Origin of the sequence: Allohahella marinimesophila (assembly GCF_039538005.1) — a bacterium.
Classification (GTDB): domain Bacteria; phylum Pseudomonadota; class Gammaproteobacteria; order Pseudomonadales; family Oleiphilaceae; genus Allohahella; species Allohahella marinimesophila.
Window position 1 is genome coordinate 100,452 of record NZ_BAABBO010000018.1, and the last position, 24,367, is coordinate 124,818.

15 protein-coding genes and 1 tRNA gene are annotated in these 24,367 nt (G+C 57.4%); 8 read left to right on the plus strand and 8 right to left on the minus strand.

Features of this window, described 5'->3' with window-relative positions:
* The first annotated feature begins 128 nt into the window (after positions 1 to 128).
* From acnA to ABD735_RS17100, 7 genes are all read left to right on the plus strand, one after another.
* Entirely contained in the window at positions 129 to 2,876 is a 2,748-nt protein-coding gene (gene acnA, locus ABD735_RS17070; RefSeq protein WP_344808707.1) for an aconitate hydratase AcnA, read from the plus strand.
* Positions 2,877 to 2,882: 6 nt separating this feature from the next.
* Positions 2,883 to 3,770: an alpha/beta hydrolase gene (locus tag ABD735_RS17075; protein WP_344808709.1), complete on the plus strand. Its 888-nt coding sequence runs from the start codon at positions 2,883 to 2,885 to the stop codon at positions 3,768 to 3,770.
* Between the two features lie 88 nt (positions 3,771 to 3,858).
* Positions 3,859 to 3,934: transfer RNA gene (locus ABD735_RS17080), tRNA-Phe, on the plus strand.
* A 265-nt stretch (positions 3,935 to 4,199) separates the two neighbouring features.
* The gene (doeB2, locus tag ABD735_RS17085; RefSeq protein WP_344808711.1) at positions 4,200 to 5,360 is read left to right on the plus strand and encodes a N(2)-acetyl-L-2,4-diaminobutanoate deacetylase DoeB2; all 1,161 of its coding nucleotides are present in this window, start codon (positions 4,200 to 4,202) and stop codon (positions 5,358 to 5,360) included.
* Positions 5,361 to 5,430: 70 nt separating this feature from the next.
* The gene (locus ABD735_RS17090) at positions 5,431 to 6,705 is read left to right on the plus strand and encodes an aspartate aminotransferase family protein (protein ID WP_344808713.1); all 1,275 of its coding nucleotides are present in this window, start codon (positions 5,431 to 5,433) and stop codon (positions 6,703 to 6,705) included.
* The gene (gene doeA / locus ABD735_RS17095; RefSeq protein ID WP_344808715.1) at positions 6,702 to 8,012 is read left to right on the plus strand and encodes an ectoine hydrolase; all 1,311 of its coding nucleotides are present in this window, start codon (positions 6,702 to 6,704) and stop codon (positions 8,010 to 8,012) included. Before ABD735_RS17090 ends, doeA begins: the two co-directional genes overlap by 4 nt.
* A 16-nt stretch (positions 8,013 to 8,028) precedes the next feature.
* The gene (locus ABD735_RS17100; RefSeq protein WP_344808717.1) at positions 8,029 to 9,390 is read left to right on the plus strand and encodes an NAD-dependent succinate-semialdehyde dehydrogenase; all 1,362 of its coding nucleotides are present in this window, start codon (positions 8,029 to 8,031) and stop codon (positions 9,388 to 9,390) included.
* Here the strand turns inward: ABD735_RS17100 and ABD735_RS17105 are convergent.
* From ABD735_RS17105 to ABD735_RS17115, 3 genes are read right to left on the minus strand one after another with little or no spacing between them, the layout of a single operon-like run.
* On the minus strand, positions 9,383 to 10,873 hold the full coding sequence (locus tag ABD735_RS17105; protein ID WP_344808719.1) for an efflux transporter outer membrane subunit: 1,491 nt from the start codon (positions 10,871 to 10,873) through the stop codon (positions 9,383 to 9,385). The genes ABD735_RS17100 and ABD735_RS17105 overlap by 8 nt on opposite strands.
* On the minus strand, positions 10,812 to 14,048 hold the full coding sequence (locus tag ABD735_RS17110) for a multidrug efflux RND transporter permease subunit (protein WP_344808721.1): 3,237 nt from the start codon (positions 14,046 to 14,048) through the stop codon (positions 10,812 to 10,814). The genes ABD735_RS17105 and ABD735_RS17110 overlap by 62 nt, the downstream gene beginning before the upstream one ends.
* Entirely contained in the window at positions 14,045 to 15,196 is a 1,152-nt protein-coding gene (locus ABD735_RS17115) for an efflux RND transporter periplasmic adaptor subunit (RefSeq protein WP_344808723.1), read from the minus strand. The genes ABD735_RS17110 and ABD735_RS17115 overlap by 4 nt, the downstream gene beginning before the upstream one ends.
* A 203-nt stretch (positions 15,197 to 15,399) precedes the next feature.
* Here ABD735_RS17115 and sodC point away from each other — a divergent pair, with 203 nt between their 5' ends.
* Positions 15,400 to 15,957, plus strand: a complete 558-nt coding sequence (gene sodC, locus ABD735_RS17120; protein ID WP_344808725.1) for a superoxide dismutase [Cu-Zn] SodC — start codon at positions 15,400 to 15,402, stop codon at positions 15,955 to 15,957.
* On the opposite strand, the gene ABD735_RS17125 is transcribed toward sodC, so the two are convergent.
* From ABD735_RS17125 to nirB, 5 genes are read right to left on the minus strand one after another with little or no spacing between them, the layout of a single operon-like run.
* Positions 15,958 to 16,977 (minus strand): DUF1853 family protein, encoded by a 1,020-nt coding sequence (locus ABD735_RS17125; protein ID WP_344808727.1) that lies wholly within the window; start codon positions 16,975 to 16,977, stop codon positions 15,958 to 15,960.
* A gap of 49 nt (positions 16,978 to 17,026) precedes the next feature.
* Positions 17,027 to 19,738, minus strand: a complete 2,712-nt coding sequence (locus tag ABD735_RS17130) for a nitrate reductase (RefSeq protein WP_344808729.1) — start codon at positions 19,736 to 19,738, stop codon at positions 17,027 to 17,029.
* A gap of 7 nt (positions 19,739 to 19,745) precedes the next feature.
* Positions 19,746 to 21,092 carry an NAD(P)/FAD-dependent oxidoreductase gene (locus ABD735_RS17135; protein WP_344808991.1) on the minus strand — a complete coding sequence of 449 codons (1,347 nt, stop codon included), beginning with the start codon at positions 21,090 to 21,092 and terminating at the stop codon, positions 19,746 to 19,748.
* Positions 21,092 to 21,436, minus strand: a complete 345-nt coding sequence (gene nirD / locus ABD735_RS17140; RefSeq protein ID WP_344808731.1) for a nitrite reductase small subunit NirD — start codon at positions 21,434 to 21,436, stop codon at positions 21,092 to 21,094. The genes ABD735_RS17135 and nirD overlap by 1 nt, the downstream gene beginning before the upstream one ends.
* Positions 21,437 to 21,480: 44 nt before the next feature.
* A complete protein-coding gene (gene nirB / locus ABD735_RS17145) occupies positions 21,481 to 24,033 on the minus strand; it encodes a nitrite reductase large subunit NirB (protein WP_344808733.1) in 2,553 nt (850 codons plus the stop codon).
* Between the last annotated feature and the right edge of the window lie 334 nt (positions 24,034 to 24,367).

A 24,367-nucleotide genomic window follows, 5' to 3' on the forward strand; every position in this document is an offset into this window, starting at 1 on the left:
TAAGCGTTCTCAGGTAGAGACTCTGCCACGCAATATACGGTCCACATCGGCATCTCAGTCTGCGCGGCAAGATCTTTCGTATCAGGCTTAACACTTACGCCATCAAACCATGGACTCGGAGCTACAGTATGACCACCGCAGACTCGAACACCTTCCACGCGCTTTCAAAGCTCGACATCGATGGCACTGCTTATCGCTATTTCGACCTCAAGGCGCTCGAGCAGGAATTCGGCATCAGCAAGCTGCCGTTTTCCATCCGGATCCTGATCGAGAATCTGCTGCGGAACGAGGATGGCAAGGCCATCAACCATGCAGATATCGAGGCTCTGTGCCGATGGTCGCCCTCTGCGAGCCCCCAGGACCTCGCGAACATTCCGGTCCAGTTCATCCCCTCGCGAGTGGTCTTGCAGGATTTCACCGGCGTCCCGGCGGTAGTTGACCTGGCTGCGATGCGGGATGCCGTGGCTGATCTAGGGGGTGACCCGAAGCAGATCAATCCACGCGTGCCGGTAGATCTCGTCATCGACCACAGTGTCATGGTGGATTACTTTGGCTCGAAGGACTCGCTCGACCTGAACACCAAAATCGAGTTCCAGCGCAACGAAGAGCGCTACCGATTTCTGCGCTGGGGACAGCTCTCGTTCGATAATTTCCGCGTCGTACCGCCAGGCACCGGTATCGTGCACCAGGTCAACCTCGAGTTTCTCGGCCAGGTCGTGATGCAGACGAAATCCGACGAAGGCGCCCTGCTTTATCCCGATACCCTGGTTGGCACAGACTCGCACACCACCATGATCAACGGCCTTGGCATACTCGGCTGGGGCGTGGGCGGCCTGGAGGCTGAAGCAGCGATGCTGGGCCAGCCTGTGACCATGGTGGCCCCCGCTGTGATTGGCTTCGAACTGTTTGGCCGTCTGCCTGAAGGCGCGACTGCAACGGATCTTGTCTTGACGGTCACGCAAATGCTGCGCAAGAAAGGTGTGGTGGGCAAGTTCGTCGAATTCTTCGGCGACGGCCTCGACAGCCTGCCCCTGGCGGATCGGGCGACCATCGCCAATATGGCACCGGAATATGGGGCGACCTGCGGCATCTTCCCGATCGACCAGCAGACCATGCAGTATCTGAAACTGTCCGGCCGCTCTGAAACACAGCTCGGCGTGGTAGAAAAATACGCCAAGGCGCAAGGCTTGTGGCGCTATGGCGCGAATGAAGCGCAGCCGCAGAGTGGCGGTGATATCGCTCCAGCGGTCGCACTCGACAAGAGCTCGTTTTCGGACACGCTCCAGCTGGACCTGGCCGATGTAGTACCAAGCATTGCCGGACCCAAGCGGCCACAGGACAGGATTTCGCTCACACAGGCGAAGCAGTCCTTCAACGACTACCTGTCGCGCAGCCTTGGCGAGCGCAGCGGCGATGAGGCTGATGTCAATGCATCAGCCACTGTGTCTATGGAGGGTAAGTCCTTCGAGCTGAATCATGGTGATGTCGTCATTGCGGCGATCACCTCCTGTACCAATACTTCGAATCCGGATGTCATGATCGCTGCAGGCCTCGTGGCCCGCAATGCAGCCCGCAAAGGCCTTCAGGTGAAGCCCTGGGTGAAGACTTCCCTCGCCCCCGGCTCGCAGGTCGTGCCTGCTTATCTTGAACAGGCCGGTGTGCTGGATGATCTGCAGCAGCTCGGCTTCAATATCGTCGGCTTTGGCTGCACCACCTGTATCGGTAACTCGGGGCCCTTGCCTGAAGCGATCAGCAAGGCCATCAATGAAAAGGATCTGACGGTCACAGCCGTCCTTTCAGGCAACCGTAATTTCGAAGGCCGGATTCATTCAGATGTGAGAGCCAATTATCTGGCTTCTCCCCCGCTGGTCGTGGCTTACGCCCTGGCGGGTTCAATGAAGATCGACCTGTACAAGGACGCGCTTGGCGAAGATGCCGATGGCAAGCCAGTCTACCTGCAGGACATTTGGCCCAAGCGGGAAGAGATCGATGAACTGGTCCGCACGACCGTGTCTTCGGACACATTCAACGCTAAATACGCAGACGTCTTCAAGGGCACTGAGAGCTGGCAGAAACTCGAAGTCCCGGCCTCCGAGCGCTACGAATGGCCAGACTCGACCTACGTGCGCAAGCCGCCCTACTTCGATGGCATGCAGCCCGAACCGGCCGAACTTGCCCCCATCCGCGACGCCAGAGTGCTGGTGAAGGTTGGCGACTCGATTACCACCGACCACATCTCACCAGCCGGTGCCATCGGGCCGGACAGCCCAGCGGGGCGATATCTGCAGGATCAAGCCGTATTACCTGCTGACTTCAACAGCCTCGGCAGCCGCCGCGGCAATCACGAGGTGATGATGCGGGGCACCTTTGCGAACGTTAGACTGCGTAACCAGCTGGCACCCGGCACAGAGGGCAGCTGGACGACCTATTGGCCCTCCGAGGATGTTATCGATATCTTTGAGGCATCCACACGATACAAGCGTAATAACACAGCACTGCTCGTCCTGGCCGGCAAGGAATACGGCACAGGTTCCAGCAGGGACTGGGCGGCGAAAGGCACGCAGTTGTTGGGCGTGAAGGCCGTCATCGCCGAAAGCTACGAGCGCATTCACCGGTCCAACCTGGTTGGCTTCGGCGTTGCGCCGCTGCAATTCAAGCCCGGCGAGTCGGCAGAATCGCTTGGCCTGACCGGCAAGGAGCGATTCACGATTGGCTCGATGAGCGACTCGCCGAAGGAGGTCGACATCGTCGCCACCGATGACGCCGGCAAGGACACGTCATTCAAAGTTGATATCAGAATCGATACCGATACCGAGTGGACCTACTTCAGGCATGGCGGCATTCTTCATTACGTAATCCGTGACATGACGCAGTAGGTCAATATGCGGTCTTCGATTTTCCGGCTTGGCAGGCTCGTCAAGACTACGGGCCTTTCCTTGTTCCTCGCTGGCTGCAGCAGCGCCAAGTTTGCTGTGGTCAACACACCGGTGCTGTTTAGCGATGTTGAGGTGACCAAGGGTGTGGTGTTCAACGAAGCGCACCAGCTGGCGCTCGATATCTATCGGCCACCGGACGACATGCGCCAGTCCGGCAAACCGTTCAAGACGGTCATTTTCTTCCACGGCGGTGGCTGGGAGAGCGGGACACGCTCCAACTATGCCTTTGTAGGTGAGCGGATGGCGAAGTCCGGCTACCTGACGGTCGTGCCGGATACCCGACGCTATCCCGAAGTGCTGTTTCCTGGCTTCATGCACGATGCAGCCGATGCGGTGGCGTGGGTGCAGGCAAACATTAGTAAGTATGAAGGCGATCCGAAAGATATCGTTCTGATGGGCCACTCCTCGGGCGCCCACATTGCTGCCCTCGTGGTAGCTGACAAAAGCTATCTGAAAACGGCCGACGCTTCGCTGGAGTCGATACATGGCGTGATTGGCCTTGCCGGTCCATATGACTTCGAGCCGAAGGATGAGACTTACAAGAAGATATTTTCCACGACGAATGATTATTATGAGATGAAAGTCACGAACTACATCGATGGCAACGAGCCGCCTATGCTGCTGGCTTACGGGCTACAGGACGAGCTGGTGGGCGAGCAGAATCTGCGTCGCCTGGTTGGGGCTCTGGAGGCCAAGGGCGTGCCGTTCAAGACGGCCTTCTATGACGATCTCAACCACATGGACCTCGCTGCAGCCTTCGCCTGGCCCTACGCTGGCGACTCGAAAGTGCTGGCTGATGTACTGAATTTCCTAAAAGCCACACCGGACTCTTGACACCCGCAGCCGGAGGCGATTAAATACGCCCCCATCGTTAGTCAGGTGTTACCGCGCAGATGCGCAGCACCAGCGGCGCAGACGATATGCCCAGATAGCTCAGTTGGTAGAGCAGAGGATTGAAAATCCTCGTGTCCCTGGTTCGATTCCGGGTCTGGGCACCATTTTTCAGGTGCTCACTCAGTACTCTCCTCGTTTGTCAGCCTACACCCAGGCCCCCCCTCATTTGTGTATTGCGCGCAGGACAGATAAGATCGAATCAGATCTTCAATAGTCTTTGCTCATAAAAACAACAATCTGAAGCGCAACGAATCCTTTTACAACGAATCTCAATCGCTTCAATCACGCAGACTCATCGATCAAACTCCTGAATGACTCGGCCAATCGAGAGATTTTCCGGCTGTCATTCCCCTCTCGACGAGGCAGTCTATGCAAGATTTCTGGCAGCAGACGCTTTCAAGTGCTCAGGCTTTTCGGCGTGAGCTGCACGCTCACCCGGAACTTGGGTGGCAGGAAAATCGTACCGCGATGCGGATTCGGGAAGAGCTGTCCAGCCTGAACATTCCGTGGCGTGAGTGCGCGGGCACAGGCACCCTGGCCTTTCTGAATCCGCAAGGCACAGGCAGACATACCGCCTTACGCGGCGATATCGACGCACTACCCATCGAAGAACGCAGCACCCCGGACTGGGCATCCACTCATCCTGGTTGCATGCATGCCTGTGGTCATGACGGCCACACAGCGACGCTGATGGCCAGCGCGCGCTGGCTCAAGCATGTCGAAGCGCAGCTACCCGGCCCGGTTACCCTGATATTTCAGCCTGCTGAAGAAGGTGGGCACGGCGCCAAAAAAATGATCGAGGACGGCGCTCTCGAAGGCATCGACTGTATTTATGGCTGGCACAACTGGCCGGCCCTGAAATTCTCCCAACTTGTCTGTCCTGAAGGCATCGTCATGTGCGGGAATGGCACCTTCGACATCGAAGTGATTGGCCAAGGCGGCCATGCCAGCCAGCCTGAACTCTGCCGAGACCCGGTGCTGGCGGCGAGCGCGATGGTCCTGAATATCCAGCAAATCATCAGTCGCCGCCTACCGCCTCAACAAGCGAATGTCGTGAGCATCACCTCCATAGAGGCGCCCAGCGCCGCTACCGTCATACCTGAAAAGGCCCGCATTGGTGGCAGTATCCGAATCGCAACCGAATCTGCTCGACACACCATCAATCAATTGATCGAGGAGATCGCCTTGAGCACGGCAGCCAGCTACGGCGTGCAATGTGAGGTCAGGATTTCCCCCCGCTATCAAGCCACGGTAAACCACGCTCAGTCAGCCAAGGCGGTACGCGAAGCATGGCTCGCCCTGAACGATCAACATTCGCTCGATCACGATATTGCCGTGCCGATCATGGCGTCTGAAGACTTCAGTTACTACCTGAAGGCAGTGCCGGGCGCATTTGCCCTGATAGGCGCGGACGATGGCCATAACCATCATCATCCCTGTCATAGCGCCTACTACGATTTCAACGATCGCCTGCTTGAGCCAGTCACGAGACTGTTCGCCAAACTCGTCGGTGCCCCTATACCTCACTAAAATCTGCCGTAAACGACCTCAGAATAATCTTGGAACAATAAGACTTATTTTACCTTGAAGGAGAGATGTCATGAATATATTCGAGCAACGGGAATCCGAAGTAAGAGGCTATTGTCGCGTCTATCCTGTGATCTTCGATACTGCTGTCAACGCCAGGCAGACAGACGTTGACGGCAATGAATACATAGATTTTTTTGCCGGTGCTGGCGTGCTCAACTTTGGCCACAACAATGAGCATATGAAAAACGCCATGATTGAGCATCTTCAGTCGAATGGTGTCACTCATAGCCTGGACATGCATACCAAAGCCAAGCAGACCTTTATGGAGCGCTTCGCCAGAATCATTCTGGAACCGCGAGGCATGCCCCACAAGATGCAGTTCATGGGGCCGACGGGTACAAACGCCGTCGAGGCGGCCTTGAAGATTGCCCGCCGTGCTACAGGACGAAAGGAAGTGCTTGCCTTCAGCCGCGGCTTTCATGGCATGACACTCGGTTCTCTGGCCTGCACGTCCAATTCCATTTTCAGAAATGCCGCAGGCGTCCCCCTGAACCACGTGTCGCATGCGGCCTTTGGTTGCGAGAAGCCTTGCCTGGGCTGCGACATGGGTTGTGGGCTCGACAGTCTGAAGGCCCTGCGCGCGCGATACCTCGATAGCTCCAGCGGTCTGGAGGCGCCTGCCGCCTTTCTGATCGAAACTATTCAGGCGGAAGGTGGCGTCAATGTCGCTGACCGAACATGGCTGAAAGCTGCCCGCGATCTGGCCCGTGAACTCGGCGCAATATTCATTGTCGACGACATTCAGGTAGGTTGTGGACGAACTGGCTCCTATTTCAGTTTTGACGGCATGGACATCGACCCCGATATCGTCTGCCTGGCCAAGGGCGTCGGCGGCATGGGCACACCCCTGGCCATGAACCTGGTCAAGCCTGAGATCGATGCCCTGTGGAAGCCCGGAGAACACACCGGCACCTTCCGAGGCCAGGGCCTGTCCTTCGTGGCCGGCTCTGAAGCATTGGCTTATTTCGAAAATGACGAGTTCATGGATCTCGTCAAGCAACATGCCAGCCTGATGGAAAAGGCGATCAAACCCCTGGAGCAACAATTCAAGCGACTCCAGGTTCGTGGTCAGGGCATGATCTGGGGCATCGATGTCGGCACTGGCGAGCCTGCCAAGGCCATCGTGAACGCGTGCTTCAAGGACGGCCTACTGGTGTCTGCCTGTGGTTCGGGCGGGCGCGTCATCAAACTGATTCCACCTCTGACCATTCCCGAGAGCGACCTGAAGGAAGGCCTGGATATTTTGCTGCGCAATCTGAAAACAGTGATGGAGGCTCAGTCATGATCCCTCGTGATGATATGACCTTCCCCTTCGCTGAGTATGAACGACGACTCAGCGACCTGCGTCTACGTATCCAGCAACGCCACCTGGATGCGGTGGTGATTACCGACCCCGAAAACATCATGTATCTGACGGATTACCAGACCACCGGTTACTCCTTTTTCCAGGCCCTGGTCGTTCCCCTTGAGGACGAGCCTTTCATGATTACCCGTGCACTGGAGGCGTCGAACATTTACGCCAGGACCTGGGTGGAACGAACCCGGCCCTATCCCGACACGGGCGATGCCATTCAGATGCTCGTGGATGCATTGCGGGAATTTGGCTTGTCCACCAAGCGTATTGGTTATGAGCGGAACAGCTACTTCTTTCCGGCCTACCAGCAGGATTTCATACATACCACCTTGCGAGACGCCAAGCTGCTCGACTGCTTTGGCATCGTCGAGCAGGGCCGGATTCGCAAATCTGAGGTCGAAATCCAGTTGATGCGGAAGGCTGCCTACGCGACAGAACAGGGTATGCGGGCCGGCATAGAGGCCAGCGTGGTCGGTGCCACAGAAAACGAGATAGGCGCGGCCATCAGCTCGGCGATGTTCCGGGCCGGAGGTGAACCGCCTGCGGTCATGCCCTATGTGACGTCTGGTCCGCGCACCATGATTGGTCATGCCACATGGGAAGGCCGGACTGTCGAAGCCAATGAACACGTCTTCCTGGAGGTCGGCGGCTGCTATCGTCGTTATCACACTGCCATGATGCGTACCGTCGTCATGGGCACGCTGACTGACTCGATGTATAAGGCCCAGGAGCGAATGAAGTATGCGCTGGATTGTCTACATCGGGATATTCAGCCGGGAATGACCGTGAGTGACGCTGACAATCTTATCCGTAATATCATCACTGACAACAATGTCGGTGCCTCCCTGGTCACCCGCTCGGGGTATTCCATTGGTATCGCTTTCCCACCAAGTTGGGACGAAGGCTATATCATCAGTCTGAAGCAAGGCGAGTCCAAGGTACTCGAACCGGGCATGACCTTGCATATCATCCCATGGATGTGGGGGGTCGACGGTGATAAGACTTGCGGCATTTCGGACACTATTTATCTCACTGAAGACGGTTGCGAGTCTTTCTTTACCCTGGACCGCGACTTCGTGGTGAAGCCAGATAAAGCCGCTAAAGGCGTCACTCAGTTAGATGCCCAGAAAAATAAGCGTGACAGCTCGGCTTCGATAAAAAATTCGACCGCGACCAAACAGACAAACGCCTCTTCAGACGACCAGGCAAGCAAAGACACGTCTGAAAGCACCCCATAAACTCTGAGGCCACTCCATGTTGATAGCGACCAACCCTTTTACAGAACAACGACTCGCTGAATACCCCTCATTGAAGGGGCAGGCCATTCATGATCGCATCCAGCTGGCGCAGGATGCATTTCCAGCCTGGCGAGACAAGTCCTTTCCCGAGCGCGCACAGGTCCTGAAGGATGTCGCGGCCGAATTACGCAAGCAGAAAGATGCGCTAGCCCAACTCATGGCCGATGAAATGGGCAAGCCGCTCAAGGAAGGCGGGCCAGAAGTCGAGAAATCCGCCTGGTGTGCCGAACATTACGCCGAACATGCCGAGGCTTACCTGGCCGACGAACATCTGGCGTCCGATGCCAGCGAAAGCTACGTCAGTTATGAGCCCCTGGGCGTCTTGCTTGGCATTCTGCCGTGGAATGCGCCGCTCTGGCTGGCCTTTCGCTACCTGGCGCCATCACTGATGGCCGGTAACACTTGTACCTTGAAGCACGACCCAAACGTGCCTGGTTGCGCCCAGGCCATCTGTGATGCTTTCAAAGCCGCGGGCGCCCCTGACAATATCGTGGTGAATCTCCCTCTTGAAACGCCTGATGTCGAAACCGCTATTCGCGCCCCTCAAATAATGGCAGTGTCGTTTACTGGTTCAGCCCCGGCAGGCAGCAAGGTAGCGGCCATGGCGGCTTCGGAAATCAAGCCATCGGTACTGGAGCTGGGCGGCTCCGACCCTTTCATTGTGATGGCTGATGCTGACCTGGAAAAGGCGATGGATATTGCCACCCTGTCGCGCATCATCAATGCCGGACAATCATGCATCGCCGCGAAACGCATCATGGTTGAAAAAAGTGTCCATGGTCGGTTTGTCGAAGGCGTCAAGACGCGCCTGGAAAAACTCAGGATGGGTGACCCGAACGACGCAGCCACGGATATTGGTCCTCTTGCCCGTAAAGACCTGCAGCAAAACCTTCACCGTCAGGTTCAGGCGACTATTGAGGCGGGCGCAAGCTGTCTGTTAGGGGGAGAGTTGCCTGATGGGTCGGGATTTTTCTATCCACCCACCCTGCTGACCGATGTCAGCCCTGCCATGTGTGCCTTCCATGAAGAAACCTTTGGTCCGGTCATGGTAGTCATTGCGGTAGACAGCCTGGATCAGGCCATCGAGTTGGCGAACCAGTCTGAGTATGGTTTGGGCGCGGCATTGTGGATGGCGGACACCGAGCAAGCCAGGCAGGCGGCCAGACGTTTATATACGGGCCAGGTCGCGATCAACGGCATTGTGAAGACTGACCCGCGCCTCCCCAGTGGCGGCGTCAAACGCTCAGGCTTTGGCCGGGAACTTGGGCCTCACGGCATAAAGGAATTTGTGAACGCAAAACAGATCTGGATCAAGTAGGCGGCTCTGGTTCGTCCGTTCCGCCACCCAAGGCTATATACAACTCCACCAGGTTCTGTACCTGAGCCCGCTTGATCTGAACGTAATTCTGCTCAGCTTCAAAGAGATTACGCTCGGCGTCCAGGACCTGTAGATAGTTCACCACGCCCTCGTCATAGCGGTCGTTGGCGAGGTCGGCAATGCGCTTCAGTGTGGCTACGTTCTCGGCCTGTGCCACCAGCTGCTCTTCCAGATACCGCCGCCCAGCGAGTGCATCGGCGACTTCGCGGAAGGCTGCGAGAATCGCCTGCTCATATTGCGCGACGGCAATATTCTCGCGGGCTTCCGCGACGGTGAGCCGCCCTTCATTGCGGCCGAAATCGAACAAGGGTAGTGTGATTGCCGGTCCGACGCTCCAGGTCTCGTTACCACTGCTGATCAGATCATTGAGATCGGTAGAGGCATAGCCAAAGTTCCCCGTTAATGAGATTTGTGGAAAGAAGGCAGCTCTGGCGACACCGATGTTCGCTCTGGCGGCACGAAGCGACGCTTCAGCGGCCAGGATATCCGGACGCCGATACATCAGGGCTGACGGTAGTCCTGCGGCGAGTGTTTCATCGGCGATCTGATTGGCCAGGGGCACTGCGGGCGGCAACGATTCTTCCAGGGGACCTCCCACCAGCAGGACAAGATAGTTACGCTGTTGCGCCCGCATCAATCGCAAGTCCGCCAGCTCTGTCTCGGCTCGCGTCAACAGCGCCTGTGACTGATTCCATTCGAGCGCTGATGTGATGCCCGCATCCAGCCTGACTTTCGCGATGCGTAGCGCATCCCGGCGGCTGTCGACAGTGGCCATGGCCAAGGCGATTCGCTCCTCTGCTTCACGCAGGCTGAGATAGGTGGCGGCGACATCTCCGATCAGAGATAAACGGAAGGCCCTCTGCGCCTCTATCGTCTGCAGATACTCTGCCTGCGCAGCTTCTGTCAGGTTGCGAACGCGACCCCAGAAATCCAGTTCGAAGGCTGACACCCCGACACCCAGGGAGTAGTACTCGACCACATCACTACCACCCGCGGCAGGTGCCCCGCCGCCCTGACCCGCCGCTGCGCCTGCTGGAAATCGACCTCGTGTTGCTTCCGCATTCGCATCGAGCGTGGGGTAGCGACTGGCCCCTTCGATGCCGTACTGCCCCCTCGCCTCTTCTATGCGCTCGACCGCCACACGCATTTCACGATTGGCACCGAGCGCGACTTCGATGAGCCGCTGCAGACGGGGGTCATTAAAAAAGTCTCGCCAGGCGATATCACTGGCGGCCAGCTGGCCTTCGTCAGGCTGATAGCTCGCGGGGTAGGTGTCTGCCGCTGGGGATTCAGGCCTTTCATGTTCAGGCGCAAGCTGACAGCCTGCCAGCAGCGCGATAACAGGGAGGCACCAGGCAAATCTAGACATGGACAGGCGCCCCTGCATCGTCGTCACGGCCTTTTCGATGCTCTCTATCTTCACCTTCGCCTCCACGTCTGCGATCTCCGCTTTGGTCCTCGTCCTCGTCATCAGCCTGGCCTTGGTCAGTCGGCGGCTTACGATTCAGCCAGCGCCTCACAGCCATGTAGAACAGCGGTATGTAGAACAGTCCCAGCAAGGTCGCCAGAATCATGCCGCCCATGACACCGGTACCTACTGCTATTCTGGCCCCGGCCCCTGCACCACTGGCCAGCACGAGTGGAAGCATGCCGAGAATGAAGGTCAGCGAGGTCATCAGCACCGGCCTGAAGCGCATGCGCACGGCACTCATCACCGCGTCATGCAGTGACTTCCCCCTTCCCTCCTCCTCTATCGCAAACTGCACGATGAGAATGGCATTCTTGGCAGAGAGCGCGATGATGGCAATCAGCCCGACATTGAAGTACACGCCGGCCGGGAGATCCCGCAACATCGCAGCGAGGATGGCGCCGAGCGCGCCGAGAGGCACTACCAGCAGGACCGCGACGGGAATGGTCCAGCTCTCGTACAGCGCTGCCAGCACCATGAGCACCGCTAGCAGGGACAAGCCCAGCAACAAGCCCACCTGACCCGAAGCCTGCTGTTGCTCATATGAAATGCCCGACCACTCATAGGCGAAACCTTGCGGCAGATCGCCAGCAAGCCTGGCCATTTCGTCCATGGCTTCGCCGGTGGAATAAGCGCTGGCAGCGCTGCCAGATATGGTCATGGCAGGATAGCCGTTATAACGCTGCAACTGCTTGGGCCCGAGTATCCACTCCACCTCGGCGAAGGCGCCGAAGGGTACGCCCTCGCCCTGCTGATTCACCACCCTGAGGCTCGTGACATCTTCTGCCGTCATCCGGAACGGCGACTCGGCCTGTAACAGCACCTGCAGAACCTGGCCATCCATGTTGAAGTCATTGGCGTAGGCGCTGCCAAAAGCGGTACTGAGCGAGGAATTCACCTCATTCATTGACAGTCCGAGTGCCCTGGCCTTGATCCTGTCGATATTGACCCGCAGCCTTGGGACGTCTTCTGCCCCTTCAGGACGGACGTTCTCGAGCAGCTCACTCTTACTGGCCGCAGCCAGTAATTGATCGCGTGCTTCGGTCAAGGCCTGATATCCCTTTCCTCCGCGATCCTCCAGCTTGAAGCTGAAGCCCCCCGATTCACCTAACGCAGGAATTGGCGCCGGATTCAAGGCAATCACGGTGGCCTCGGCAATCTGTGAAAATACACCCATGCTCCGCTCTACCAGCGCCTGTGCGCTCTGGTCGGCTTCGGGCCGCTCTTCCCAGGGCTTCAGGCGAACGAAGGCCATGGCGTTTGCCTGCCCCTGACCGAAGTAGCTATAGCCATATACGACGAGCGTGGTATCGACAGCGGGTTCGTCGGCATAGAAGGCCTTCACCTTTTCCACAGCCTCGGTTGTGCGTTTGATGGTGGATCCCGGCGGCGCCTGAATGACCGTCATCACGGAACCCTGATCTTCCTCCGGCACGAAGGCGCTTGGCATTCGCAGAAAGAGGAAGACCGTCAGCGCCAGGAGGGCGGCAAAACCCAACAGAAACAACAGCGGATGGGCAAGCACGCCTGCCACTCCACGGTGGTAGCGCTCAGTACTCCAGTCCAACCCCCTGTTGAAAGGCGAAAAGATGCGTTGGCTCCAGCCGCGTTTGTTGTCGTTCTCGAAGACAGGCCTGAGCAGCGTCGCACAGATCGCAGGCGTGAGCGTCAGGGCAAGCAAGGTAGAGATGCCCACTGCAGTAGACAGCGTGACGGCAAACTGCCGATAGATGCCACCCGTTGAACCTGGAAAGAAGGCCAGCGGCAGAAATACGACCACCAGTGCCAATGTAGTACCGATGATCGGCGCGGTGACCTGCCCCATGGCTTCCATAGTGGCATCATATGGAGACATCTCCTCCTCATCGATCAGTCGCTTGACGTTTTCAACGACCACAATGGTGTCGTCTACCAGAATACCGATGGCGAGTACCATGGCAAACAGGCTGAGCAGATTGATCGTGAATCCCAGCAACCACAGACCAGCGCAGGTGCCAATCAGGGTAATGGGAATGACGATGGTGGGCACCAGCATCGTTCGCCAGGTCTGCAGAAACAGGATCATGACGAGCACTACCAGGATCATCGCCTGCGCCAGCGTGACCAGCACCTGCTGAATCGAAGCGGAAATGAATGGCGTCGAGTCGTAAGGGATGTCCCAGCCAATGCCTTCTGGAAAGCTGTCTTCCAGCTCGCTCATTCGCTGTTTCACGGCGCTTGCGGTATCGAGCGCGTTCGCGCCAGGCGCCAGCTGTACAGCCATACCGGCGATGGACTGATTGTTCAGCTCACTCTGCGAATTGTAGTTCTGCGCTCCAAGCTCGACGCGGGCGACATCACTGAGACGAATCACGGAACCATCCGACTCAGCTCGAATGATGATGTTGGCAAACTCTTCCGGGGTACTGAACCGTCCACGGGTTTCGATCGGTGCAGTAATCTCGATGTCTTCACTGAGCGGCAAATCACCGAGGGATCCGCCCGCCGCCTGGCTATTCTGCTGTCGTACCACGTTCAGCACTTCGCTTGCCGAAATTCCAAAGCTCGCCATACGGTCCGGATTCAGCCAGATGCGCATGGCATAGGGCGTATAGAACTGCTGAATATCGCCGACACCCTTGATTCGTCGCAACTCGCTGATCACGTTGGTCGTCGCAAAATGACCCAGCTCGACGCTGCTACGATCGCCGCTTTCCGATTTCATGGCGATGATGAGCAAAAAGTTTTCAGAGGCCTGAAACACCCGGATGCCCTGGCGCCGTACTGGCTCCGGGAGACGTTGCTCAATTCGGCTCAGCAGGTTTTGCACTTCCATCTGAGCGATATCGATGTCTGTGCCAGGCTCCAGCGTGAGTGTGATCTCGGCACTGCCATTCGAACGGCTGGTCGAGTCCATGTACAGATAGCCTTCGACAGCATTGAGCTCCTCTTCGATGATGCGAGTCACATTCATCTCAAGCACGGAAGCATCGGCGCCTGGATAGGTCACACTGATATTGAGGGCCGGTGGGGCTATCGTTGGATACTGCTCTATCGGCAGCGCGCGCAGGGCCAGTATTCCGGTCAGAAGAATGGTGAGCGCAATGACCCAGGCTAAGACCGGGCGACGGATGAAAAACGTTGGCGTCATTCGGCTTCGGCCTCTCCGGATTCCTTAGCCTCTCGGGGCCGCACGGGTTCGCCAGGGCGCGCGTCCTGCCAGCCTTCTACAATGATGCGGTCTCCTGCCTCGAGGCCATCCTGCACCACCCAGTTGCCATTCTGCATGTTGCCGAGACTGACCTCTCTGGACTCGGCCTTGTCATCCTTGTCGACGAGCATCACGCTTGCGCCACTGTTTGTCATGATGACTGACCGCTGCGGAACGACCAGACCGTCAACCCGTTTGCCGGCGTAAATCTTCGTGCGTACGAACTGGCCAGGCAGCAATGCTCGATCTGGATTGGGCACCTGTGCACGTGCCGCGACCGTTCCGGTGGATTCATCTATCGACATCGCCAGAAAGTCGACGTAGCCGGGGTGGGGATATTCGCTACCGTTCTCGAGTAACAATCTCACCTCGACCCGACTCCCGTCCGGAAGATCGAGCTCACCTGATGCTATGTCAGCCCGAAGCGCCAACAGGTCGGCGCTCGCCTGAGAAAAATTCACGTAAACCGGATCAAGTTTTTCGACACTGGTCATCAGGGTTGCTTCGCCCGCTTTGACCAGCGCCCCAACTGTGACTTCGGCTCGACCAGCGACACCTGAGATTGGCGACTCGACCGAGGTATACCCGAGATTCAGTTTCACGGCTTCAAGGGCCGCTTCTGCTTCAGCCACATCCGCCTGGGCTGTGCGCAGTCGCGCTTGCGCCGTATCAAATTCCTGCTCGCTAATGGCCTGCTTTTCCACGAGACCATCGTATCGCTCTACATCCTGCGCTGCACTCCGCGCAGTCGCTCTGGCTCGCGCCAGCATCGCTTCAGCTGCATTGAGTTCGGCCTGCATCTGTCTAGGATCTATCTGGAAGAGTTTTTCCCCGGCGTCTACTCTGGTGCCTTCCTCGTACAGCCGTTCCTTGACGATGCCATCGACCCGAGCGCGCACTTCAGCCATCTCGACAGCCTCTACACGCCCGGGCAACTCCACGATATTGCTGACTGGCTGCGCCTCCAGACTGAGCACCTCGACTGCAGGTGGAGGTGGTGATGGCTGCGCTTCCTCTTTTTCGCCACAGGCCGCCACGAGCATGACAGCCAGACTCAGCACAGGGGGGGCTACCCACATACTCCGCATCTGTTCATTCCTTTCAAACCACCCGTACATCGGTCGAATTGAGAGTAATTACGCAGTAAGCCTGTCAGGCGACTTGTATGAAAAAAGGCGGCAGACCTCGGGAGCGACATCTGGAAACGCCAGACATGCGTAAGCCCTTAAGACGCCGACTGTGGAGTCGACGAATGGAACTCAAGTTTTGAAAATCAACTGGAGCCACTCTCATGTTTGGACGACCGTTACGAAAAACTCTGGCCATCAGCGCTGCCGTTACGGCCTGTGCGCTGTTGTCAGTAAATACCGTTATTGCAGCTGAAGACGCTGTCGAAGTCACCGTCAACAAGGTGAGCGATAAAGGTGTAGGTGAGAAAATAGGGACAATCAAGCTCAGCGACAATGAACATGGGCTGGTGGTCCACCCGGATATCGAAGGCCTGTCTCCTGGTGCCCATGGTTTCCACGTGCACCAGAATCCGGATTGTGGCGCAACCGCGCCAGACGGCTCCAAGGGGGCTGGCACAGCTGCTGGTGGTCACTATGACCCCGATGACGCCGGCAAGCACGACACGCCCTGGGGAGAGGGTCATATCGGGGATATGCCGGTACTGGTCGTAGATGATGCCGGCAAAGCAGATAAGCCTGTGCTGGCGCCCAAGCTGAGCGTCGACAAAGTACTTGGTCGGGCAATGATCATCCATCAGGGTGGCGACAATTACTCCGACAATCCTGAAAAACTCGGCGGCGGTGGCCCTCGCGTAGCTTGCGCAGTGATTGAGAAATAATTATCTGAGCTGTGGAGCGAGGTGTTGTAGTGCCCGGTCTGCCCAGTCGTCTGGCGTGATGAAAATGCGCACTTTCTCCACCAGAACGCCATCTGCCATGCGCAGGGCGACTGCCATCAATGGTCGAGCTGATCTCAAGCCGCGTTCTGCAGCCGTATTCAGTTGTTCCACCGTTTCTCTGGCAAAGTAGTCTTCCACGTGATTCACAAAGCGGTCGAAGCGCAACGCTGCGTCCGCGCTCATCCGGACAGGCTGCAGCCAGACGTGCTTGTGAAGAATAACCCACTGGTCACCGAACGCTCTCAGTTGCGCCATGTTCCCTTGCGACACCCAATAGCCCCGGCAATGCTCGGGCGTGAGCAGATCCTGAATCAATAACATGGCCGATGTCAGTTCGTTCGAACGGCTTTCTGGCAAGGACACAGTGCTCGCAAGGGGGTAGAACAGGTAGCCTTTGATGACGAGCTCAACCTGACTGACCACAATCCCCAAGGACGCCAGCAGGTCGACCGCACTTGTATCTTCAGACAGGCGAAGCTGACGCTGCAGGAGTGCTTCCAGCTTGAGATCCAGCCGATCGCGCTGCCCGGGACCGAACCAGATGTGATGCCCCCCACCGCCAGGTACGCCAAGGTAGAACTTGACCGCCAGCTCCTGGTGGACGCCCCCTTCAGGACCGTTCAGAAGCAGGTCGAATTCACCTAGCGTCTGCCCTTCGTGGGCCACTTGCAGATTGGCTTCGCATACCGTGTCTGGCCCGAAGAATCGGCAGGCAGCAAGAAACGCCTGCTCGAATCGCACCCCAAGGAAGTGACTTCTCATCACCATGGTCTGTGCATAGGTGGTCAGTTCACCTCGCATGTCCCGCGATGCGTCGGACTGTGCCACGGCACAAGCCTGAGCCAGGGCATGACTGCGTGCCGGAGGATAGTGAGGATGGACGAGCATATGTGGGCTACTGGCTGCCCACAGGATCTCATCAGCGAGCTGCTGGGGTGATATCCTATGCCTGGTCTGCATGTCTGCCTGTCTCATTCGCCCTGCCAATTCAGAGCGCCAGTGTGCGGCTTCAGAGGAAGCGCTTCAACTCTGGCAAACAGGACCCGCAGTTGGTGCCTGCGCGGGTGGCCAGACTGAGTGCTGCGACATCCTTGGCCCCTTCGCTGACGGCGGCTTCGAGCGTTCGCTCGCCCACGCTGAGGCAGGCGCACACGATGGCACCACAGTCCACGGCATCACTGGCTCGACCCGCCAGCAGGGTGAGTACTTCCTCCTGCGATTCATGTCTGCGCAATAGCGCAGCCTCCAGAAACTGCCGGCTGGGTCCAGCCTCTTTCAGGCGACTGCGAACACTGGCGTAGCCCAGCCGGTCATCATGCAGGCTGAGGCGACGAACATCACCGCGAAAGCTGTCGCTGCTGACTATGGGCGCTGGATTTACCTTGTCGAGTTGCTTCTCCAAGATCAGCCACTGCGCTTCGGTACCCGCGAGTTCAAGGCGATATCCGCCCTCGCAGCGGATGCTGACGGCGTAGGTCATTTCAGGCAGCGGGATCCGCTGTTGGCTCACGATGAAGCCTCGCCAGGCGACCTCTGTCTGACCGGCAATTTCAAGGCCCACCAGGCTGCCCTTGTTATCAGGCTGTGCCGAAACCGGGTCTACCAATGGCGCTACCAGCGCGTTGCTGCCACTACGTCGCGCAAACTGCTCCGACCAGTGCATGGGCATGAAGAGCTCTCCGGCTCGCCCATCCTCGTTCACCAGAACCTTGATGACAGCATCGCCAAAGCCGTTGGAAAGACGGACGATGTCGCCAGTCTGAATCCGCAGATTGGCGGCATCGCTGCTGTGTATCGCCACGAAAGGCTCGTCGATGTGCTTGTTCAGTCGTGGCGCAAGCGCAGTTCTTGTCATGGTGTGCCACTGGTCTCGGATACGACCGGTATTCAAACGAAACTCGGATCGCAACGGGGCGTCCGCGGGGGCTATCAGGGCCTCGAGAGGGATAATGGCTGCCGGATGCTCAAGCAGCCATTCGGTATTGCATAGCCGCCTGGAGTCACTGGGCCCCGAAACCTCGTGCAGCGGGATCAGGGGCCACTGCAACGGCACTAGCGCTTCGTAGGCCTCCGCCGACACTTCAGCCAGCCGACTGATATCGAATTGACGATCCAGCCCTTTGACCGCCTGGGCAAAGCCGCTCAGGCGAGCATGTTCACTGAAAATCTCATGAGACGAATGGTAGTCAAACCCTTCGGCAAAGCCCATATCGCGGGCCACACTGGAGAGCGCCCACCAGTCTGCACGCGCTTCCCCGGCAGCTGGCAGGAAGGCGCGCTGGCGCGAGATGCGGCGCTCGGAATTAGTGACGGTTCCATCTTTCTCGCCCCAACCGGTGGCCGGCAGCAGCACATCGGCGAAAGCAGCCGTGGCTGAATTTTCGATACACTCGGATACGATGACCAGGGGGCAGCGACGCAGAGCCTCCTTCACCTTGTCAGTGTTCGGCAAACTGACCACGGGGTTGGTCCCCATGATCCAGACTGCCTTGATACGACCATCGTAAATGGCATCGAAGAGATCGACTGCGGCCAGGCCTGGACCGGTCACCATATTAGGCGCCTGCCAGAACTCACCAAGGGTTGCGATGCCCTGCTCATTGAAGGGTAGGTGCGCAGCCAGTTGATTCGACAGGCCGCCGACCTCACGCCCGCCCATGGCGTTAGGTTGACCCGTCATTGAAAACGGTGCCGCACCAGGCTTGCCTATCCGGCCAAGTGCCAGATGCAGGTTGGTGATACTGTTGACCTTGTCGGTGCCATTAGAGGCCTGGTTGATCCCCATGGAAAACACGGTCACCATTCTCGGGTTTTGATCCACCAGATCAACGAATGCCCTGAGCTGATCCGTCGGCAAATCGCAGTAATTTTCGAGCACCCGCAGCACCCGGGCCTCTGTGTCCTCACCCATCGCCTCAAGCGCAGAAAGCCTGCTCAGGAGAGTCGTGAATTCGAGCGAGGCTGAGGCCATGGACTCGCCCAGCCCCTGTGTGCAGGACGCAACAAAAGCCTTATCGATTCGACCTCGAGCCTGCATGATCAGTAGTAGACCGGAAAACAGCAGTGCGTCCGAGCCTGGCCGGAGTTTCAGATGAAGGTCGGCCGCGTCACAACTCGCCGTCCGTCGCGGATCGATCACCACAAGCTTCTTTGCAGGATGAGCGGCACGCGCAGCCAGCACTCGCTGATGCAGCACCGGATGGCACCAGGCCAGATTGGACCCGGCCAGAATCAGGAGATCTGCGAGTTCGAGATCGTCATAACAGGCCGGCACGAGGTCTTCGCCAAAGGTCCGCTTGTGACCGGCTACGGCCGAGGACATGCAGAGGCGGGAATTGGTATCGACGTTGGCAGAGCCGATAAAACCTTTCATCAGCTTGTTGGCTACATAGTAGTCCTCGGTCAGTAGCTGTCCCGAAAGGTACATGCCGATCTGCTCCGGGCCACCATTGGCCATCAGTGCACTGAACCGGTCCGCAATGAAGCGGCTGGCCGTTTCCCAGCTGACTTGCCTGCCCTCTATTTGAGGATACAGGCATCGGCCTTCGAGATGCAGTGTTTCACCTAGCGCGCTGCCTTTGGAGCACAGTCGTCCAAAGTTTGCTGGATGGGCAGTGTCACCCTTGATCTCTATTTCACGGCGCTCGGCATTGATGACGCGAGCGCTGACCCCGCAGCCCACACCGCAATAGGCGCAGGTTGTCCGTATTGATGCCCCCACAGCGTGATCAGGCCGCTGCAAGGAAGCGCTGGCCGTGCAGTAGCGCATCACCATAGGCGTCGACGCTGCTGCCGCTTTCGATCAGCGATTGATACCAGCCAGCATCTCGAACATCACCGTAAAGCACGACGCCGACTAATTTTCCGTTAGCCAGTATCAATCGCTTGTAAACGCCCAGTCGCGGTATTGACAAGACCATGTCATGTCTCTGCACCTCGCCGGGCGCAGCATTCTCAGCGATGTCGCCCATGGAGAACAAATTGATGCCGGAAATCTTGAGCCTGGCTGACAAGGGCTTCTGGATGAAGAAATCGTAGCCCAGCTCTCCCAGGTGGTTGGCGCAGACCCGGGCCTGCTCGTATAGCGGCGCAACCATTCCGAAGCTGGTACGGCGATGGCTGACACATTCCCCGATGGCGTAAATGGCCGGGTCGCTGGTCTGCATACAGTCGTTCACGGTGATGCCTCGACTGGTCTGCAGGCCACAGGCCTCCCCCAGCTCGTCATTAGGCGTGATGCCAATGGTCACTACCACCAGGTCCGCAGTCAGGAGTCTTCCGTCGGCCATGTCTATGGTTTTTACCGTCTGGGAAGTCTTGCCGCATGGTCCAAGTTCGACCGTACTGATGTCCGCGCCAAGTGCAAACTGAATACCGCTGTGCTCGAGGGTGTCCTGTAAAAGACCTGCGGCCGCGCGGTCGAGCTGGCGATTGAGAATCGTGGATGCCCTGTTGACGACCGTGACATCGAAGCCAAGCTTGTTCAGACCGTAGGCCGCCTCTAGCCCCAGTAGACCAGCCCCCACAACGACGGCAGATACCGACCCAGCCCGCTGGGTGTCGAAAGCCACCATGTTGGCTGCAAAATGCTGCATCTGTTCGACGTCATCGAGCGACCGAAACACCATCATGGCCGGGTCGTGTTGGACCTTCCTGAACCATGGTGGCAGGGCGGGCCTGGAACCGCTGGCGATGACCAGTCTGTCGTACCGATATACAGCGCCCTCTGCAGTCGTCACGCAGCGAGCGGCTCTGTTGATGGCAACGATTTTATGGCTGGCGCCCGACAATACCCGAATAGCCTGCTGTTGATACCAGGCTTCAGATTTGAGCGCCAGCTCGTCACTGTGCTTCTCCCCGGCGAGCACTGGCGAGAGCTGAATCCTGTTATAACCGAAATGTCGCTCGTCACCGAATACGGTGACGTCATAGCTGACATCATCGTAACGATCGAGCTCTTCCAGAAGGCGAATGGCGGCCATGCCACCGCCTATGATAACGAGCGCCCGCCTGCGCTCGACGGTCGGCTGAGCCGCCGTCGAAATGGAGTCCAGCGAGTGGCGGACGGCCTCCATCACGCTGCTGCCGAAGCCTCGTCCGCTACCGACACCTGGACCTGGCCTTCGTATATCCTCACCGGATAAACAGGCACGCTCACCGAGGCGTCTTCCAGGCAACGGCCCGTCGCCAGTGAGAAGTGCTGTTTGTACACTGGCGAAGCCACTACCAGCTCGCCTTTCAGGTCGCCGATGATGCCGCGCGACAGTATATTCACCTTGCTGAACGGATCGAAGTTCGACAGCGCGTAGGGCTGGTCATCGATAATGAAGATAGCGACCTGCCGGCCTTCCACCAGCACGTTGACGCCGAGATTGCCGATGATGTCATCGACACTGCAGACAGTTGTGAAGTTGCTCATGGTCTCATGTTCCTGTTGGTGTGGGGATCACTGTCAACATCTGGTCAGGCTGACCTGGCCAGAATTCGTTCCTCATTACTGGCAGGACGAATCTGCCCTCGCTCCTCGACGAACAGCACTTCTTCGTCGTGCTGCTCACTATTGACGAAGTGGCGGAAGCGCTTGAGTTTTTCTGAATCTTCGATGGTCGTCTTCCACTCACACTGGTACTGATCCACCAGATATTGCATCTGTGACTCCAGCTCAGCAGCGATGCCCAGGCTGTCGTTACAAACCACGTCCTTCACATAGTCGAGGCCGCCTTCGAGGTTATCCAGCCAGGTGCTCGTGCGTTGCAGCCTGTCAGCCGTCTTGATATACAGCATCAGGTAACGATCGATATACTTGAACAGGGTCTCATCATCCAGTCCGGTCGCCAGTAGATCGGCGTGTCGCGGCTTCATGCCGCCATTGCCGCTGACGTAGAGATTCCAGCCATTCTCGGTGGCTATAACTCCCACATCCTTGCTCTGTGCTTCGGCGCACTCCCGGGTGCAGCCAGATACGGCGAGCTTGAACTTGTGCGGCGAACGGATGCCCTTGTAGCGGTTCTCGATTCTGATCGCCATGCCAACGCTATCGAGTACGCCATAACGGCACCAGGTGCTACCGACACAGGATTTCACCGTACGCATCGACTTACCGTAGGCGTGACCAGTCTCGAAGCCGGCATCGATCAACAGCTTCCAGATCTGTGGCAAGTCGTTGAGCTTGGCGCCGAACAGATCGACGCGCTGGCCGCCGGTGATCTTGGTGTAGAGATTGAAATCCCGGCCGATCTCTCCGAGTACGATGAGTTTTTCTGGCGTGATTTCACCGCCGGCGATCCGTGGCACCACCGAGTAGGTGCCATTCTTCTGCAGGTTGCCGAGGAAATAGTCATTGGTATCCTGCAGGCCTGCATGCTCCTTTTCGAGCACATGCTCATTCCAGCAGCTCGCGAAGATTGAGCCCACTGTCGGCTTGCAGATGTCGCAGCCACGGCCACGACCATGCTTGGCAATGAGATCTTCGAAACGTCTGATATTGCCTACCCTCACCAGGTGATAAAGCTCCTGACGGGTATGTGGAAAGTGTTCACACAGGTCGCGATTGACTTCCAGACCGAGTTTTTCCAGCTCGTTGTTGAGCACCTGCCCCAGCAGCGCAGTGCAGCCGCCACAACCTGTGCCGGCTTTTGTGCAGCTCTTCAGGCCGCTCAGTTCAGTCTGCCCACCTTCGATGGCGCCGCAGATGTCGGCCTTTGTCACGTTATGACATGAACAAATCTGCGCCGTGGCTGGAAGGGCGTCCACGCCAAGACCAAGGGGCGCATCACCGAATGAAGGGAGAATGAGCTGCTCAGGATTCTTCGGCAGTTCAATTGCATTCAGCATGTATTGCAACAGCGTGCCGTAGCTCTCTGCATCGCCGACCAGAATGGCGCCGAGCAGATGCTTCTTGTCCTGACTCACGACTATCTTCTTGTAGGTCTGAGCATCTTCATCGAGCCAGGTGTAGGATTTCGCGCCGGCTGACTTACCGTGGGCGTCGCCGATGCTGGCCACGTCTACGCCAAGCAGCTTCAACTTCGTACTCATGTCCGCGCCGGTAAACGATGATTCAATACCGAGCAGATGGTTTGCCAGCACTTCGGCCATCTGATAGCCCGGTGCTACCAGGCCAAATATCTGGTTGTTCCAGAGTGCGCATTCACCAATGGCGTAGATATTAGGAAGAGAGGTGCGACACTGGTTATCGACTACGATGCCACCGCGCTGACCCACCTCGATTCCAAACTGCTTAGCCAGTTCATCTCGCGGACGAATACCGGCAGAGAAGAGAATGATGTCTGTTTCCAGATGGCTGCCATCAGCGAAGATGATGCGTTGTGCACACTCTTCGCCATCGACGACCTCTTTGGTGTTTTTCGAGGTATGCACGGCAACGCCAAGCGCTTCAATCTTCTGCTGCAACAAAGTACCGCCCTGACGGTCCAGCTGAACGGCCATCAGCTGCGGCGCAAATTCGACCACGTGGGTGTCCAGTCCCAGATCCTTGAGCGCTTTTGCAGCTTCGAGACCCAGCAGACCACCACCCACGACAACACCGACTTTCTTGCCTTTGGACGCCGAAATGGTCGCATCAAGATCTTCTATGGTGCGGTAAACGAAGCAGCCTTCACGGTCATGACCAGGAAACGGCGGCACGAAGGGATAGGACCCTGTCGCGAGCACCAGTTGGTCATATGGAACGATTTCGCCTGATTTCAGCGTGACCTGTGATTGGGCAGAATCGATACGGGATACGCAGGCGCTCAGACGCAGATCGATGGCGTTATCTTCATAAAAGCCGGGCTTGATAAGCGAGAGTTCCTCGGCAGTCGTTCCCGAAAAGTATTTGGACAGTTGGACGCGGTCGTAGGCACCGCGCGGCTCTTCGCCGAGCACTGTAATTTTGATGCCGTGATCAGTCTCACTGCCTGCGATCGCTTCTACCAGCGATTCGACGAACTTGTGCCCGACCATGCCATTGCCGACCACGACGATCTGTTGTTGTGAAGGAAGGGTGTGGTTCATGTCTGCCTCGATTGATAGCTGTACCGGATTGATTACCTCCCATACAGCAATATCCAGACCAGCCGACAAAAAAACATATTTACCATATATTATTCATATACTTAAGGTATTATCGAAGCTATTCAAAGAACCACTTGCCTCAGGTTTTCGCACTAAGTTGATGCGACAGCCGAGGGCATGACGACCCAAATTGAGTCATCGAACCTGCGGCAATTCCTTTGGTGCATATCGAATCGATTGTAATCGCACTGTTGTGGTGCGACGAGAAATGTTGCGTTTTGCAAAGCCCGGTCGATTGCGCGGCGTTGGCTGCTACGCTTTCAGGAACTTTTTT

Coding starts and splice junctions, on each gene's coding strand:
- ABD735_RS17100 (WP_344808717.1), top strand. CDS start 8,029: ATGTTGATAGCGACCAACCCTTTTACAGAACAACGACTCGCTGAATAC.
- ABD735_RS17075 (WP_344808709.1), top strand. CDS start 2,883: ATGCGGTCTTCGATTTTCCGGCTTGGCAGGCTCGTCAAGACTACGGGC.
- nirB (WP_344808733.1), bottom strand. CDS start 24,033: ATGAACCACACCCTTCCTTCACAACAACAGATCGTCGTGGTCGGCAAT.
- ABD735_RS17110 (WP_344808721.1), bottom strand. CDS start 14,048: ATGACGCCAACGTTTTTCATCCGTCGCCCGGTCTTAGCCTGGGTCATT.
- acnA (WP_344808707.1), top strand. CDS start 129: ATGACCACCGCAGACTCGAACACCTTCCACGCGCTTTCAAAGCTCGAC.
- ABD735_RS17135 (WP_344808991.1), bottom strand. CDS start 21,092: ATGGAGGCCGTCCGCCACTCGCTGGACTCCATTTCGACGGCGGCTCAG.
- ABD735_RS17115 (WP_344808723.1), bottom strand. CDS start 15,196: ATGCGGAGTATGTGGGTAGCCCCCCCTGTGCTGAGTCTGGCTGTCATG.
- doeA (WP_344808715.1), top strand. CDS start 6,702: ATGATCCCTCGTGATGATATGACCTTCCCCTTCGCTGAGTATGAACGA.
- ABD735_RS17125 (WP_344808727.1), bottom strand. CDS start 16,977: ATGCAGACCAGGCATAGGATATCACCCCAGCAGCTCGCTGATGAGATC.
- doeB2 (WP_344808711.1), top strand. CDS start 4,200: ATGCAAGATTTCTGGCAGCAGACGCTTTCAAGTGCTCAGGCTTTTCGG.
- sodC (WP_344808725.1), top strand. CDS start 15,400: ATGTTTGGACGACCGTTACGAAAAACTCTGGCCATCAGCGCTGCCGTT.
- ABD735_RS17090 (WP_344808713.1), top strand. CDS start 5,431: ATGAATATATTCGAGCAACGGGAATCCGAAGTAAGAGGCTATTGTCGC.
- nirD (WP_344808731.1), bottom strand. CDS start 21,436: ATGAGCAACTTCACAACTGTCTGCAGTGTCGATGACATCATCGGCAAT.